At 39.0% G+C, this 18816-nt stretch carries 5 protein-coding genes; all 5 read right to left on the bottom strand.

Going from position 1 to position 18816, the window contains the following annotated elements; genetic code table 11:
* Positions 1 to 84: 84 nt before the first annotated feature.
* Positions 85 to 6189: an MBG domain-containing protein gene (locus IEV57_RS17765; RefSeq protein WP_188444389.1), complete on the bottom strand. Its 6105-nt coding sequence runs from the start codon at positions 6187 to 6189 to the stop codon at positions 85 to 87.
* A 98-nt stretch (positions 6190 to 6287) separates the two neighbouring features.
* The gene (locus IEV57_RS17760; protein ID WP_188444388.1) at positions 6288 to 8057 is read right to left on the bottom strand and encodes a helix-turn-helix domain-containing protein; all 1770 of its coding nucleotides are present in this window, start codon (positions 8055 to 8057) and stop codon (positions 6288 to 6290) included.
* Positions 8058 to 8545: 488 nt separating this feature from the next.
* The gene (locus tag IEV57_RS17755) at positions 8546 to 9484 is read right to left on the bottom strand and encodes a PorP/SprF family type IX secretion system membrane protein (protein WP_188444387.1); all 939 of its coding nucleotides are present in this window, start codon (positions 9482 to 9484) and stop codon (positions 8546 to 8548) included.
* A 96-nt stretch (positions 9485 to 9580) separates the two neighbouring features.
* The gene (locus IEV57_RS17750; protein ID WP_188444386.1) at positions 9581 to 16894 is read right to left on the bottom strand and encodes an MBG domain-containing protein; all 7314 of its coding nucleotides are present in this window, start codon (positions 16892 to 16894) and stop codon (positions 9581 to 9583) included.
* A 471-nt stretch (positions 16895 to 17365) separates the two neighbouring features.
* Positions 17366 to 18816: MBG domain-containing protein (locus IEV57_RS17745; RefSeq protein ID WP_194383033.1), on the bottom strand; the 1451-nt coding region annotated here is incomplete at its 5' end.

Genomic DNA, 18816 nt, shown 5'->3' with positions numbered 1-18816 from the left:
AAAGGTCAAAGGTTAAAGGAGAAAGGGGTGACGAGTCATTTATTCACAAACTCGTCCTTTCGCCTTTTCCCTAGTCCCTTTTGCCTATTTTCTTAAAAGATTCAACATTCCTTTTCTTACTTCTCCTGTTTCTCCTACTTCAATTGTCCAATAATAAGTCCCGATTGGTAACTCTTTGCCCTTGAAAGTCCCATCCCAACGGACATCTGGATTCTCCGTGTAGAACATCCTTTCTCCTCCTCTGTCGAATATTTGAATCCTTACTCCATCATAGAATCTCAATTCTTTTATTCCCCAAGTATCATTTACATTGTCTCCATCAGGAGTGAAGGTATTGAAGATTTCAATATTACTTACTGATGTCCTATTTCTGATAATGGTAAACTCCTTTTCAAGAATATTTCCATCTCGATCCTGTACGCGTACCAAAACCTTAAATTCTGTTCTGCCATCTGCCCTTTCTGCTGAGTTCCAGAATAAGGTTCCATTGTTAATCTGGAAATACACATTATCAAAGGCCAAATCTGCCAATGAAATATCATGCTGATTATCGATTGGGTCTATTACGGTCAGGTTACCCACTGCGATAAAATTCTGTCCAGCTTCTGCTTCAAAACTGTTGTTGTCAAGCAGAATATTCTCTTGTGCTGGCTTAGGAAGAACAGTCACCACGATCTCAACTGTCAACGCTTCTGTATTCAGAATTCCTGATGGTAAATTAATGGTTGCCGTTAGTGGATACTCTCCATTCCCGAAGACATACAAGGCTTGTAAATCCCATGTGATCGGTAATGATAGGAATTGACCATCAGTTGTCATTACTGTGACTGTGGAAGGTAAACCTGGATAAACTCCCCAAACTGTCTCGATTGGAGCAGGCTGCATGACCGATTCAATCACCGCAGGGATAATCTCAAAATCTGCGCTTGTATATACAATCTGATAGTTTCCTCCAGCTGCTAAACTTCCAAGATTAATTGGATAGGTTCCTATGACTTCACCAACATCCCTTGTCAAAGTACCTGTCAATACTTGTTCATCATCACCAGCTGCAAAACCTGTTGCAGAATAGCTCAATACCGGATCAGCCGTCCCAAAGATTTTGGACTGCCCTTCATCGGCTGTGATCGTCAGAGTAGCTTGTGTTACTTCCAGCTCTCCATCAACTAGCGTGATATTATAATTCGCATCTACGTCACCCGCTAAAGTAATTAGATAAGTTCCGACATTTGAGCTTGCAGTAGCAGTTGTTGAAATGCTAGGCTCGGTTGCTAATTTCTCGTCTCCATTCACCAAACCTGAGTAAGTGAAAGTCAAGGCTGGATTTGCTTCGCCATAGACTTTCGACTTATTCTCTGCTGTGATGGTAACTGCTTTTTGTCCAACTGTCAATGTTCCATCAACCAAAGTGATATCATAATTCGCATCAAGACCACCTGATAAAGTAATCGGATAAGTCCCAACATTTGAGCTTACTGTTGCAGTAGTTGCAATACTTGGCTCTGTTGCTACTTGTGTATCTCCATTAACCAAACCTGTGTAGGTAAAGATTAATGCTTGATTAGCTTCGCCATAAACCTTGTTTTTGTCCTCAGCTGTGATGGTTACTGCTTTTTGACCAACTGTCAGTGTTCCATCAACCAAAGTGATGTCATAATTCGCATCTACTCCACCTGATAAAGTAATCGGATAAGTTCCAACATTTGAGCTTGCCGTAGCAGTTGTTGTAATGCCTGGCTCTGTTGCTACTTGTGTATCTCCATTGACTAAACCTGAGTAAATGAAAGTTAAGGCTGGATTGGCTTCGCCGTAGACTTTTGACTTGTCTTCGGCTGTGAGCATCAAAGTAGCTTTGGTAACTTCCAATTCACCTGCTTTTAGCGTGATGTCATAATTAGTATCCGCTGCTCCTTCCAAAATAATTGGGTAGATTCCAACATTCGAACTTGCTGTTGCTGTCGTGCTGATGCTTGGCTCGGTTGCTACTTTCTCGTCTCCATTCACCAATCCTGAGTACGTGAAAGACAAAACTGGATTTTCTTGTCCATAAACTTTAGACTTATTATCCGCTGTGATCGTCAAAGTAGCTTTGGTGACTTCCAATTCACCTGCTTTTAGCGTGATGTTATAATTCGCGTCTGCTGCTCCTTCCAAAGTAATTGGATAGGTTCCAACATTCGAAATTGCTGTTGCTGTCGTTGCAATACTTGGCTCTGTTGCTGCTTTCTTGTCTCCATTCACCAATCCTGAGTACGTGAAAGACAAAACTGGATTTTCTTGTCCAAAAGCTTTAAACTTATTATCCGCTGTGATCGTCAAAGTAGATTTGGTAACTTCCAATTCACCTGCTTTTAGCGTGATGTCATAGTTCACATCCGCTGCTCCAATCAAAGTGATTGGATAAGTTCCAAAATTCGAACTTGCTGTTGCTGTCGTTGCAATACTTGGCTCTGTTGCTGCTTTCTCGTCTCCATTCACCAATCCCGTATAACTGAAGGTCAAAGCAGGATTTGCTTCGCCATACACCTTCTGCTTATCATCTGCTATGATCGTAAGGGCTTTTTGGCCGATTGTCAGCGTACCGTTCACCAAGGTGATCGCGTAGTTCTGATCTGATCCAGCGATCAAGGTGATTGGGTAAGTTCCCACATTCGAACCTGCTGTTGCTGTCGTACTGATGCTTGGTTCGGTAGCCACTTTTATATCGCTATTGACCAGACCTGTGTACGTGAAGGTTAAAGCTGGGTTAGCTTCGCCATAGGTCTTCTGTTTATCGTCAACTGTGATTGTCAGCGGAGCCTTCCTAATAACAAAGGTCTGACTCGTCGTTCCGCTGAAATTACCGATACCACTTATTGTCACCGTTGCCGTTCCTACATTTATATTATTAGAATAGGTCAATTCAAAGTCTATACCTTCTACCAAGGTAGTATTACCACCCTGAACCACTATTGTAGGCTCTATCTCATTACCTGTGTATGTCTTGTCAGTGATGGACGCTACCGTGAGATTGGAAATGTCTGCCGCTTCTACAATAACAGTAAAGTCTTTCATTGCAGTATTTCCAGCAATATCTTTTACTGTGAGCGTTACTGTGTACGTATCAATTTCTGTAAAGGTATCTTGGCTGAGCGTAAATGTAAGCTCAGCTTCTGGAGTACAATTATCGCTGCTCCCATTATCAATTTGGTCCGCGGTAATCACCACTTGTCCATTTATATCTAATTCTACCGTGATATCCTTAACTGATACGGTTGGCTCTACATTATCTATCGAATTATCCCCATTAAAAGTCCAGCCATAAGCATCTATAATGCTTTGTCTAGCGGCGTATCCATCATCACAAGAGTAGGTTAAACCATTTGCATCCAAAGTCACGTTATTCTGCAAAGTGAGCTGGCTCCAGCCTTCCAATAAGGAGTCATAATTAGCAGTGCTTAATCCAGAGTTAATTAACATACCGGACATATTGGTAACATTCGAAACATCCCAATCGCTAAGGTCTTGATTGAAGGCTATAGCATCTCCAAACATACCTGTCAAATCTGTAGATCTGGAAACATTCCACTGACTCAAATCCTGATTAAAGGCACTCGCATCAAAAAACATTCCCATCATATTATCAACATTGGACACATCCCAAAGGCCTATTGGCTGATTAAATGCCGTAGCTCCTTGGAACATATTATTCATGTTGGTAACCTTGGATACATCCCAACTCTCTAAAAACTGGTTGAAAGCAGATGCTTCAGAAAACATGCCCTGCATAGTAGTTACACTCGAAACATCCCAGCTACTAATTTTCTGATTGAAGGCTCCGGCCTGAAAGAACATACCTGCCATATTCGTAACATTAGAGGTTTTCTCTGACCAGGTGCCAATAGCTCCGTTAAAAACGGTGGCCGCCTGAAACATATTGAACATATTAGTGACCTTGGAAACATCCCAACTCCCTAAAGGCTGATTAAAAGCGGATGCTTCAGAAAACATACCTGCCATATTGGTCACATTAGAAACATTCCAATTATTAATATCCTGGTTAAAGGTACTGGCCTTAAAGAACATTGCAGACATGTTGGTAACGTTGGAAACTTTCTCAGCCCAGCTGCCAATAGCTCCGTTAAAAGCGGTGGCCTGTGCAAACATGCCATTCATATCGGTGACGTTGGATACATCCCAACTCCCAATATTTTGATTAAAGGCAGTGGCCTCTCCAAACATACCTTGCATACTGGTCACACTCGATACATCCCAGCTGCTTATATCCTGGTTAAAGGCGCTGGCTTGAAAAAACATGCCTGCCATATTTGTAACCTTAGAAGTTCTCGCTCCCCAGCTCCCAATAGCTCCGTTGAAAGCGGTGGCCTGACCAAACATGTTGTTCATATTGAAAACATTGGAAACATCCCAACCACCTATGTTTTGATTAAAGGCTGAAGCCATCTGGAACATAGCAGTCATATCCGTACAGGCAGAAACATCCCAGTTTCCAATATCCTGGTTAAAGCTGGAGGCTCCCAAAAACATACCTGCAGTGATAACCACCTTAGACATATCCCAGTTACCGATATCCTGATTAAAGGAGCTAGCATCTTTAAACATTAACAACATATTGGTCACATTCGAGACATCCCAGCTACCAATAGCTCCATTAAAGCTACTGGCACCATCAAACATAAAGCTCATATCGCTTACGGAAGAAAGGTCTGGGCTATCCTGAGCATTATATGTGAGATTGCTTGCATTTTTAAACATACCACTCATATTTCCCCAAGCAATATCGCCCCATTGCTCAACGGTAATTAACTTAGTCGCATTAGCGGCATCTGCTTGATCTAAATGAGTCATCCACGGAAAAGTCTCAGATATTTCAACAGTGTAGGTACCGGCTGAGGCATAAGTGTGGGAAGGAGTTGGGTCAATACCTGAAATAGTTTCAGTTGTGCCATCACCCCAATCTATTGTAAAATCATAGGTATATGATCCTGTGGGAATATAAATGGATAAATCACCGGAAGCTACTTCCCAGGTGGTAATGAAAGGAGCAAAATTTTGTGAAGGTAAAATCTTCGCTAAATTTCGTTTTACAGTAGCTCCATCAATCAAAAAATTGAAATTACCTCCTATAAGAATATCCTCATCCTGTACTAAAATACTATTAACATTATTTGATACACTTGCAGACCAATCCGGGTCATTAGCCCCTGTGGTTTTATCTACTTTAATCAAAGTAGATGTTCCACCTATGTAAACATGATTTTCAGTAAGACTTATGGCATAAACTCTGCCGTTAGCCGCTGGCAACCAACTCTCATCTAGTTGACCTGTTGTTTTATCTAATCGTGCTACATAATTTACCGATGTACCGTTAACCAATGTAAAATCTCCACCAATGTAGACATAATTATCATCTGTGGTAATGGCGTTTACGATACGGTTAATAGCAGGTTTAAAACTTTCATCTACAGTACCCAGCAAATCAGTTTTAGCCAGATTTTTATTACTAAAGGTGCCTTGTACAATCTCAAAAGCATTTACGTAAAGCGCATCTCCATCGCGGTGAAATGCGCTAGAGTTACCAATGAAACTAAGATTCCAGCTTACACTGTTATAATTATTATTTCTATCTAGTTTTGCAGTTTGTCCATTTGATCCTGCTACATAAACAAAATTTTCATCTGCAATAATACCTCCAGATAAATTAAAATTAGGAAAGCCAGTTAAGGATCCCAAGTAAGCGCCTGTGCTTAAATCTATTCGAGCCGTTCTATTGGCAAGCATTTGTTCTGTGCCGTTTTCATCTACACCGGTTTTTCCCGATGGGATAAAACCGCCTATGAGTAATTCTTGGGTAAAAGTATCAATACTCATTGTCTGGATTTGCCCTCCATTAGCACCACCTAAAGGAGAATCCCATGATGTATCTAAGGTACCATCTAAAAGTAACCTTGCAACAAGTTCTCTAGGCACTCCACCAACTTCAGTAAAATCACCAGCTACATAAATGTGCTGTCCATCACTAACAATAGATGTTACCACACCATTAGTATCGGGTATATTAGGATCTGAAGTTTGCGCATAGATATTAGAACTGATGATAAACACAAAAGAAAGAAAAACAATCACAGGGAGTGTTTTGAGCACGAATGACTTGTGCGAACTGGTACAAGAAATAATAAACTGATTCATTGTCGATATGATAACTTTTAACTAACGACAAATCTACCTCTATCCGAGTTATCAGAAAAAATGTGTTGATTGATAGAACAGGTATAATCATTGATAATTCAGGAATTACCATTGGTTTTTTGATATTCTGATACATGTCTAAACTGTTCCGGTGTCATTCCGGACAATTCTTTGAATTTTCTTTGAAACTGGGGTTGGCTGGAAAAGCCTGATTTGAATCCAACTTCTTTAATTAAAATTTTATGTTGGCTAGCGAGTAATTCTTTTGCTTTCTGTATCCTAAACTCATTGATATATGACGAGAAACGTTTTCCAGTCATTGAAGAAATAGCACGTGATATTTCTTTTTCAGAAACGAACAGCTCCTCGGCCAAATCAGCAACCTTCAAATCAGCCTTTAAAAACAATTGCCCCTCAATAAACATTTTATTAATTTTATCAAAAAGTAGCTCATCATATTCTTTTTCAAATGCATTTATTTTTTGATCTAGATTTTCATCCATGCTACCTTGCATGGAATACTCTTCTTGTACTTCTTCTGCCAATAGTTTAATGCCACTATCTCCATTTTTCTGTGAGCTTTTAATTAATTTGATTAACTCTATAAGCTCAATATTTTTAAGATTTGTCTTTTCGTTTCTTTGATTTAAGCGCATATATTTTCTTGATATCAAAAAGATGAATCCGGAACTTAGTATTAAAAGAATAATCCCTACAATAATTAAAGTTCTATTAAAGGCTATTTTAGAATTCAATTGATCAATCAATAAAGCTTGGATATTAAGCTGATGGATATCCTCCAAGGTCTTTATTTCATCGGTACTAGAATTTAAATAAGTTACTCTTAACTGTTCCAAAAACTCTGACACAAGTTCTCTATGTTGTGTAAAATCTCCTCTAAGTGCATACAAAATCATGCGACCCTCAATTACCTGAGACAACTGACGAAGATTTCCTTGATTTTTAAAAAGTATAAAAGCTTTATTGAGTGCTATTTCTGCTTTTTTGAGATCTTTCTCTGAATCTAGAAAATAAAACCCTTCAATTAAATGGAAATTAGCAGTGATGGGAGGAGATGCCTTTCCCTTGTCGATAATGGATCGGATTTTATCTTGATTGACTTTTACAAGAGTATAGCGCTCTAAATTTAACAAAGTCCAATTGAAATCAATCTGAGTTTCCAAAGCATCAAATTCATTTCCGAATTCTAAAATTTTATTTATGGCGAGAATATAATATTTGATGGATTCCTCTTCTCTTTTTTCAAGGCTATAAAGATTGGCCAAATTTCGAAGGCATAAGGCTTCATAGGTTTTGCTATTTTGCCTGTGAAAAAAGTCTAAAGCTGAAAGCAAGTACTTCTCGGCATCCCGGAAATTATATAGAATGCTGTTTAAAAACCCAATATTGATGTATGACTGATAAATACTTAAACTATCACCCAATTCTTCGGCAATCCGAAGAGATCCTTGGTAGGCTTCTTTGGCTTCAGCATAATTATTTTGAAACTCGTAATTTACCCCAAGATTATTTAAAAGTGCTTGTCTTCTATCTAGCTTATTTTTGAAATAGTCAGAACCCAATGCCTTATTATAATATTCTATTGAAGTTTTGTAATCACCCTTGTAATAAGCCACATAAGCCATGAATGAATGAGATTTTGCTATTAAGGAATCATTTTCAAGTGCTATGGCATTATAATATGCAATATTAGACAAACTATCAGATTGATTTAAATCTTGGTTAAGCAATGATATTCCTTTTTGAATCAATATATCAGTTTCTTCTATTGAAGAACCCGAATTGGATTGACCAATGGAAACTAATGGAGAAAGAAAAATCAAAAGAAAGTATTTAAATTTAAGCATAAACAAAGAAAGTAATTTACTTGAATATTGTTAAGGAGAATATCTTTAGGTAACTTAATCCCTAAAGAAATGAAATGATATAAGTATATCTTAAATAAAAACAAAGTATTGCAACATAGTCTGCTAAAGTTAAGAATCCAATAGATTGCGTTGAATTACCAATAAAAAATAGTTAATCCCAAAAACTTTTTTCAATTAAAATGCAACAAGCATTTAATCGTTCTATTTTTTTTCAAAGCAAAAAATCATCAAAACCAAATATAACCAAAGAATATTAATTTGGGATTTATAACATGTAACAAATATCCATCGTGACCTTAATATTCCTTTGAGTATTTTATTTTGCTTTAAAAAACGATCCTCTTAAAACCTATATTCCCTCCTAAAGATTTAGAACAACGATACTTATGACTGATTAAACACCGGGAGGACCATCTAACTCCAGTCCTCCTAACATTAAAATCCGCCACGTCGAACAGGCATTTTCCCTACCAAATCATCCCTCTCCTATCTCCAAATAAGGCATAAGTCAACATGAATTCATGCGTTACATTCGGTAGCAAGTAGCTTCTCAACATCGGCATCTCGTAGATGTAGCCAATGCGCATCTTGTCGAAGAGCAATCCAAACTGGAAGTTGTTCGCATAGTCTATTCTATGTCCTCCTCCAATCCAAACCTTTTCTTTCAAGACTACTTTGAGATTGAGTTCTAAGTTGTCCGGTAAATCAGACTGACTTCTGTACATAAAGTTGGTTGCTAAAGCTAGATTATCATTGATCCTGTTTCTGTAACCTGCTTGGAAGATGCCTACTCTGGGCATTCTCTCCATGAATACATCTCCTGAGTTGATCGCTCCTTGATTTACATGGTGTACTGCATAGGACACATAGTAGCTTGGGTGTGTCAGGGCAAGTCCCAAATTGAAGTCTATCACTTGCATATTAGAGAAACTCCCAAAGTATTGTCCTACTATCGGATCATCTGCTTGCTCTGTCGTCATACTATTCCCATCTAGGCGGATAGAACGGTAGTTTAAGCCAGCTCCTAATCTTAGATTTGTTTTTTCTCCTATTTGGATCCTGGAGGCATAGCTGGCGACAAACTCCGTCTCTGCAAAGGCTCCATACTGATCATGTAGGATAGAAATTCCTGCTGCGTTCTTGCCTAGGATATCTCCTGAGCCCTGACCAGAGAGTTGGCCGAAGTCTAGTTCTGCTGAGGCAAAGTATGTCTTCGGTGCTCCCTCCCAGCCTGCCCACTGATTGCGGACAAAGCCGCGAACCATGGAACCTTCATAGCCTGTCAGGGCCGGATTATAATAGCCCTGTAAGTGACTGAATTGAGAAATGTATTTTCTTGATTGAGCGAGAATATCCGTTGTCGTTACAAGGGCTATTCCTATGATTAAGATGATTGTTTTTTTCATGACTTTATATTTTGAGGTCAAAGGTTAAAGGATAAAGGAGTGACGAGTCGTTTATTTACAAACTCGTCCTTTTTCCTTTTGCCTAGTTCCTTTTGCCTATTTTCTTAACAGATTCAAGATTCCTTTTCTCACTTCTCCTGTCTCTCTCACTTCGAGTGTCCAGTAATAGCTGCCCACAGGCATCTCCTTGCCTTCGAAGGTTCCATCCCATCTCTGATCTGGATCTTCTGTGTAGAAGATCCGCTTGCCACTGCGCTCAAATACCTGAACTCTTGCTCCTGTATAGTAGCGAATCTCTGGTACACCCCAGTTATCATTGATACCATCTCCATCTGGTGTGAAGGTATTGTAGATCTCAATCTCTGATACACGCTCTCTGTTTCTTGTGATTTCAAAGACCTTATCCAGCGTATTGAAGTCCCTGTCAGTTACCCTCACGACAACCTTGAATGTGGTTCTACCGGCCGCAGGATCTTCACTGCTCCAGTAGAGCACATCGTTGATCACTTTGAAGTATCTATTATCCTCCAAACCATCAAGAAGGCCAAGCCAGTGCATGTTATCCACAGGATCAACTACGGTCAATGATCCTATAGCCAATTCCTGGCTTGTTTTGATACCTTCGAATGTATTATTAGATAATAAAACATCTTGCGGAGCTGGTTTTGGAAGGACGGTAACTTTAATAACTGACTTTAAAGATTCAGGATTTTTGATCCAAGCAGTCTCTGTCACTTCTCCTACCAAATCATAAGTGCCTCTTCTGAATCTATTCAGTGTGGATTGATTCCAAGTCACATCAAGGAAGTATGGTCTTCCATTGGTAGCCATTAGTACTATGGTGATTGGAAGATTAGGAGTAGCACCCCAATTCATCTGTAAAATTCCTATTTCAAAGATTTCACTGATGCTTGTTGGAATGATTTCCAATTCAGCTGCTGTATATGCAATTTGATAATTATTGCCTCCAGTCAATGTTCCCAAGATGATGGCATACTTACCCACATCTTCTCCTTGTTCCCTTGAGAGTGAACCACTCAATTGGTCTGTTCCTATCAGGCCAGTCACTGTATAGGTGAACTCTGGATCTTCTAGGTCATAGACTTTGGATTGATCAGATGCTGTAATTGTCAAAGTCGCCTGTTTCAATATCAATTCACCAGCTACTAGCGTAATGTCATAGTTCGCATCTGAGCCTCCTGTCAAGGTGATTGGATAGGTGCCTACTCCTGAACTTGCTGTAGCCGTGGTGCGAATGCTTGGCTCCGTACTTAACTCTGTATCACCATTCACAAGACCTGCATAGCTGAAGGTCAAGGCAGGATTGGCCTCACCATAAGTCTTCTGCTTGTTGTCAGCGGTAATGATCACTTTGGCTTTGCCTACCATCAGTGTTCCGGATTTTAGCTCGATATCATAATTATCATCTGATCCGCCTGTCAGCGTGATCGGATAAATTCCTACTCCTGAACTCACCGTCTCAGAAGTTGCAATGCTTGGCTCAGTAGCCACTTTTGTGTCGCCATTAACCAAGCCACTGTAGCTGAAGGTCAGTGCAGGGTTTTCTTCTCCGTAAGTCTTCTGCTTGTCATCAGCTGTGATCGTCAGGGATTTTTTGCCTATTGTCAGCGTACCTGCTTTCAGTTCGATCTCATAGTTATCGTCTGATCCGCCGCTTAGCGTGATCGGATAAGTTCCTACATTCGACGCAGCTATTGCCGTAGTGGAAATAATTGGCTCACTGCTTACTTGTGTATCTCCGTTCACTAAGCCTGTATAACTGAAGGACAATGCAGGGTTTTCCTCTCCATAGGTTTTCTGCTTGTCATCGGCTGTGATCGTCAGGGATGCTTTATCAATTGTGCCAGTAAGTGAAGGCAATTTAAGGGTATAATTGATCGCTGATTTGCCAGTCAGCGTCCAGCCTGTCACAAGGACATTGATGTTTTCTCCTGCATTTGCCTGTTCAAAAGCGAATAGAGGTTCACCGCTAAGTGTAACATCATCTTGACCTACCACACCCTCTAAGTTTGCAGTTCCTAAAATACTTGCGATCGCTGTACCATCATAAAACTTGTTTTCCACCACTATTCCCTCTACACTTATTGATTTGGGCAGCACTTTCAACTCTTGAGAGACAGGTATGGCGTCAGAGTACCCAAAACTATTGACAAGTGTAGCAGTGATGGTCGTCTCTCCCACACCTTTGATGACAATCAAATTGTTTTCAATGTCAGCAACATCTGTGTTGGAACTGGTATAAGTAACCTGATCTCCTGAAGTAGCAGTGGCGCCCGGGTCAAATGGAACTATACCATAAACTACATCTAGAAGCTGGTCAAAATCAATGGTGTTTTCTAGCCTTTGCTCAAGCCCAGGTATTGGATTATTCTCTGGCGTCTCTCCTGGACTGTCATAATCAAGCGTCTTGAGATAAGGATAAGAGATCCATCCCGTAGGATTGATTGCCCACACATTTTCGAAATCCCAACCATCCATATCCAACTCTGAAGTAAAGGTAGCCAAGGACTTCATTTCCGCTGTGGTTTTACCTACAAACTTGCCTACTTCGGATGCTTGTTGGCTATTTTCACCAATAGGTATTGATATACCTGATACAGATAGATTCCAAAAATTATTTTCATAAATACTTGGCTCTTGTGTTGAAAACACTATTCCACCTAAAAGACCACCTTCATCAATATTTTCATAAGTAACAACTGCATAAGAATTTCTAATGGTTTTGGAAATGTTTTCAGTGACCATACCTACAATTCCTCCAGATCCAATACCTCCAAGGAGAATTGTATGCATTACATAAGAATTTTCTAACAAAGCTATGGATTCCTCAGTGGACTGCATACTACCTACTAGTCCTCCAACAAAACTTCGTGATTTGACAGAAGCAGCTGTTGAATAACTTTGACCTAAAACACCCCCTTTCATCGTACCTACTATTCCACCTGCATTACCAAAAGCGGTAGCTTCTACTTCTCCACCTGTATAAAAACTTTTAGTAATCGAAGAATTGATAGATTCGCCAACTAGTCCACCAACGTTAAAAAGCCCTTTGATATCACTAGAGGCATGAGAACCTGTAATCTCACTTTCTTGAGACATTCCTATCAGGGCACCAACACGAGATTCCCCATTAATTCTTCCTGATATACTAACATTCCCAATGTATGTATTTCCACCTAATCCAATTAAACCTCCTACATTTTCGAAGCCTTTAATATTTATGTCAACCAGATTGACATTTTTGATATTTGTTGTAGCATTGTCATTTGCCGTAACACCAAATAGCCCAATATTATTTTCATCAGCTCTTTTAATAATCAAATCACTGATCATATAGTCATCCCCATCAAATGTCCCAGAAAATTGATTTGAAACATTACCTATTGGGTCCCATCCCTTATTTTCATTTGCTGTTTCGGATGCAAATTGAGCATAATCGTCTAGTGATGATGTTAGATCATTAATTAATATGAAATTAACATCAAGAAATTTCCTGACCTCGTTAAGTTGAGTCCAGTTTTCAATTTGATATGGAGAATCAATAGTACCATTACCACCTGCAAAAAGTACCTGAAGCCCCGGAATTGGATTATTCTCTGGCGTCTCTCCTGGACTGTCATAATCAAGCACCTTGAGATAAGGATAGGAAATCCAATCAGTGTGGTTGATTGCCCATACATTTTCGAAATCCCAACCATCCGGATCCAGCTCTGAAGTAAAGGTAGCCAAGGACTTCATTTCCGCGGTAGTCTTACCCAATGCATCATAATTACTATCACCTGGATCACCTAAGGATTTTTCAGCATCCCAGAAACTCTGATTGATTTCAGCTGTGACATTCTGAGCAACTATCCCCACAACACCACCGCTACCTGTAGCTCCATCAGGCAAAATCATTTCGCCTGCATAATAGGTATTAAGAAGAGTGAGTTTTTGTGTTCCAAACATCACAAATTCCGGTTCAGAAATACGGCCAATAAGACCACCTGTTCCGTCAACTGATTGTGAAGCCTCTATTTTGACATCCATGGTGGAATAGGCATTTCTGAGAGTCGTAGGATGTAAATCATTAATTCTATCCTCTTGCTCTATTAAGCCGAAGAGCCCCCCTATACTCCTTACATGTCCTCCTGAATTTACCTTCAAATTTCCACTTGTATACACTTTTTCAAAAGTAGATGGCATGTCTCTTTGAGCCGAATTCCTAAAACCAATAAGTCCCCCTATGCTATAAACATCGCCTCCATTTTGAATTAAAATATTTCCTTTAGTGGATAACTCTTTCACATTCCAATCACCTGTTGCATTACCTGCTAGCAGTCCAACATCATAAACATCACCATGCGCAGAAATATCAAGATCACCACGAATATTCAAATTTTCGATTTCCCAATTAGAAAGTGGATGACTTGCCAATAATCCTACGAAATAAACTTCCCCATCAGTTGATTTCATTTTTGCATTTCCCTCTAGACTGGACTTCCTAATTATCCAATCACCAGAAGGGTTACCTGCAAAAAGTGATGTTCTGAAAATGTTTTCTTTAGCTTCAAGGTCAAGATTCCCTTTTACCGTCAAACCATCGATTTCCCATCTACTGGTAGAATTACCAGCTACCAAACCTATAGCTGTCATCCCACTCTGTGTAGCTATCAGTTTTATATCACCCTCTATAAGGGTATTAGAGATTTTCCATTGACTACTTGGATCACCAGCTATAAAAGATATATCCCGTATCGCATTAGTGGATGTAGCGCTAGTTTGCAATTCGATATTTCCTTTAACAGAAGAATTTTCGATTTCCCATTTTAAACTAGGGTTTCCAGCTACGAGGGCAACTCTTTGTAGCCCACCACTGGCCTCAGCTTTTATTTCTCCATCAATCTTTAAGTTATCTATCTGCCATTCATTTGCAGGGTCTCCTGCAAGTATAGAAATCTCATTGAGAGACCCAATGTCATGAAGATGAATATATCCATTTACTGTTACATCATTCAATTGCAATCGCCTACCTGCCTTTCCTGAGAATAAGGCAACTTCATTAAGTATCCCAAAATTACTTACTGAAATATTGCCATCAACGGTTACATTCGTTAAAGTCCAGTCATTACCCGCTGTCCCTACCATTAATCCAACAGCTTCTAACCTATCTCCTCTAAAACTAGCGCCTTCCTCTGTTTTGGCAGTGATAGCTCCCGAAATTGAGGTATTACTTATATTCCAAAAATTAACAGAAGCACGAGCTGAAATAGCTCCAAAGTCACTTAAGCTAGGAAGAGCATCATCTGTGACTACAATATCAAAAACTATGTTAAAATCAGAATCTTTGATTACCTGAGGTTTTTCTTCTGTTCCAGATACACGTCCTCGTGCAAAAACACCCCCTACATATCTTAATGTGTTTTGGCTAGCGTTCACAGAAACTGTACCAGTGACCGAAACATTGTCTAGCTCGAAATCCCCAACATTAGCAGCCAAAATGGCAACATTCCAACCCTGGCTTTGAGTCTGTAGTTCCGCATCATTTATGGTGAGATTCTTGACTGTTGCCTCATGAATGGCAGCAAAAAGCCCAATATTCTGCCCCTCACCATGATTGAACCTTAAGCCTGAAATGGTCTTTTCGTTTCCATCTAAAGTTCCACTAAAAGCGAGGTTAAGCGCTACTGACATATCCGTGTCATCTACGTATTTCCCAATTGGTCTCCAACCCTTACCGCCATTGGCAAGCACCTCACCATCTTTTACCTGAATATTGTAATCTTTACTTTGTTCATTCAAATCATTATTCAGAATAAAATGATGTCCTTGATTTGCAACCAAATTGATATTTTGAAGCTGTGTCCAGTCTTCAATCTGGTATGGATTTCCTGAGGTACCATCACCACCTGCAAAAAGAATCACCTCTTCAAAAGGAATATCAAACACTTCCGATTCCCATTTAAAAATTGGATAAGCTCCTTGATTAGCAAGCCAGTTATTGACAAAATCCCATCTCGTGTCATCGGCCACACCCACCATATTTTCTCTAGCTTGTGCACCTTGCATTTGAGCTTGGGTCAACTCCGTTACATTTTCTACTGTTGGAGTTCCATCTCCACCCAAAAATGGCAAACCACTATCATCAGTTACATGGTAGTAAATATCTTCAAAAATATCTGCTGCACTATTTGAGTGTCCTATTACTCCAATCATTGGAGCCACAGTAGCATCTTCTGTAGCATGTTTAGCAGTTCCTACGGCATATATCTCTGTAATTATCTGATCATTGTCTGAGGTATAGCCAGTGATTATACCAACTCTACCATCTTCGCCTGTAGTATGCCCAATCACATCTGCATGTACATAGCCAAAGTTCAAAACAGAATTACTAGAAAGCCGTCCAACCAAACCACCAACTTCGTAACCACCCTCAACACTACCGATAAAAAGATTTCTTTCATCCAGTAAAGTGTCTCTTTGCATTCTTCCGATTAAACCTCCAACACGTCTACTATCAACTGCTTTAATATTGCCATTTCGCACAGCCAGTTGTCGTAGTATAATTTCTCCACTACCAATGTTTGCCGCTCGACCAGCAATACCACCGACATATTCCTGAGTGCCAAGTACTTCAATATCAAGATTTTTTATCATGACATTTTCAACTGATATATCTAAATCAGTACCACTACTAGCTCTTATTCGACCTACTAAACCACCCACATACCAATCGTTTGCGTTTATGGTTAAATCATTGATTTCAATTCTTTTAAGGCTTACTTGAGCTGTCTCATCATTTGAATTTCTTATATACCCAATCAATCCACCGATATACTCGCCACTTCTTGAAGTAATGTTTGAATCATTGAGTGTGATATTTTCAATCGCTACAGACTTATCATTTGCAACTTCAACGCTACCCACTAAGGTGCCTATCCTATCAGAAGATGTTTGCATTGAAACATTACTAAGCGTAAGGTTTTTAATGCTTCCATCTGATACAACACCAAAAAGTCCTTGTTGTCCATGGTCTGAATTGATGGTTAAGTTAGAGATCGTACGGTTACCTCCATCAAATGAACCTGTAAATTGAGAATTATTATCCCCTATCGGCGTCCAACTATCGCCAATTCCTGTATATCCTTCTGTATCTTGATCAAGATTAGCAGCCAGTATAAAATGGGCGCTGAGGTTCTGACGTACATTATGAAGATGATTCCAATTAGTAATCACATAGGGATCCGAGGTATTCCCCGTACCCGAATGATATAAGTCTGGAATTAATTCAGAATAAGTCAAAGAGCTGTCTCCTGCATTTGTAGGGAAGTTTATTGAAATGATCATTCCTAAGAACAAGATAATCCCCATCCAAAAATCATGAATACCTCTACCAATAATAGATTTCATAAAGAAATAGTTAAATATTAATTAGTTTTTAGTTTTGATAGCTATACTTATAGCAAACCAAATTTTAATAACATGAAATTGATAAAAACCGAATTTACAGGCAATAGAGTGTGTTCGAGATTCTGAATCCAACACTTATTAATCCACTTATCGTATTTTTTTGTAAATAAAAAGCAAGATCAAAAAGTCATCATTTTATAAGCCACTGACTGCTTTGTAAGATCCCCAGGCGTGAAAATTTTTGATTTGAATAATTGGGGATAGAGGATAACTACTTAACTCTTAATTAATCGATCCTTGAATATTACGAAATTGTTTCTTTTAAGACTTAAAGATTAATATCCTCCTGATGATTTTCAAGGTTCTTAGGTTTCTTTGTGTCACTTTAGGAAAAAGTTTAAAAGAGAAAGTAAAAAGGAGAAGTAAATATTTATCAATCCCTCCTTTCGTCTTTCTCCTTATTTAACGTTCCTACTTTCTTAATAGATTCAACATTCCCTTCCTTACTTCTCCAGTTTCTCCTATTTCAATGATCCAAAAGTATGTTCCGATAGCTAATGACTTGCCTTTGTAGGTTCCATCCCAGAATACATTAGGATCTTCTGTCTCAAATACTTCTTTACCGCTTTTCTCAAAAACTAGTATTTTCACTTTTTCATAATATCTTAGTTCGATTACACCCCAATCGTCATTTATTCCATCTCCATTTGGCGTAAATGTATTTTTGACTTCTATCTCATCCAATCCGGCAAATATTCTATTGATCGAGATCATCTCATTTATTTCATTCCCATCTCTATCCAGCACATTTACACTTATTTGAAAGGATGTTTTTCCTGGTATAGGATCCTCTGAATTCCAATACAAGGCCCCTCCTTGTATTTGGAAATATTTATTATCCAACTCCGCTCGATTCAAACTAATTATATGGACATCATCAATTGGATCAATGACAGTAAACTCTCCAATCATTTGAATTTTCTCATAAGATTCATTACCTACTTTAAATTCATTTGGATTGAGTCGGATTTGAACTGGAGGATCCTTCGGTAATACCTCTAGAAATAATTGAGCTAGCACTCCTTCAGTATTTATAATCCCCTCCTCAAGTTCAATTGTTCCTAAAATTTTATATTGCCCTCTTTTGAAAATATATTCGTCCAGATTCGTTAGATCCCATTTGACTTTAAGGTTGATTAAACTATTATCTGAAAGTTTAACCATCACATTCAAAGGAAAATCTAAAACTACATTCTCATTACCCCATTCAGTCTCCAAGTAAATTGGTATCACTTCGAATATTGAAAGTGTCTTAGGCTCCTCAAATGCATTGATTCTAAAATTAGGTTGACCTTCAATCCTCAGTTCGTAATTATCACCAGCGGATAATGATCCTATATTTATAAAGTAAACACCAATAGCTTCACCCGTTTCCCTTGCTAAGTTTCCCAAAATCACATCACCTTCAAGTAAAGAATCCGATATGATAGCAAAAGTAAGGGTAGGATCTTCTTCACCCACGTATTTCTCAAGGTTATCCACCTGAATCACTAAGACTCTTTTCTGGACAGTGATTATTCCACTCACCAAGGTAATATCATAGTTAGCATCTGAGCCACCAGTTAAAATAATCGGATAAGTACCCACTCCCGAACTCACTGTAGCTGTCGTCGTGATACTTGGCTCAGTTACCACTTTGGTATCACCATTCACCAATCCAACATATGTGAAAGTTAAAGATGGATTCTCAGAACCATATACTTTATCCTTATCATCTACAGTGATGGTCAAGCTTGCTTTCGTTACTTCCAATACACCATCTTCTAAGCTGATATCATAATTCGGATCAAAACCTCCCGTCAAGGTGATCGGATAAGTACCAACTCCTGAACTCACTGTAGCTGTCGTCGTGATACTTGGCT

The organism is Belliella aquatica (genome assembly GCF_014637795.1).
GTDB classification, from domain to species: Bacteria; Bacteroidota; Bacteroidia; order Cytophagales; family Cyclobacteriaceae; genus Belliella; species Belliella aquatica.
Note: the sequence above shows the minus strand (reverse complement) of the source record. Positions and strands in the feature narration are given on the sequence as shown.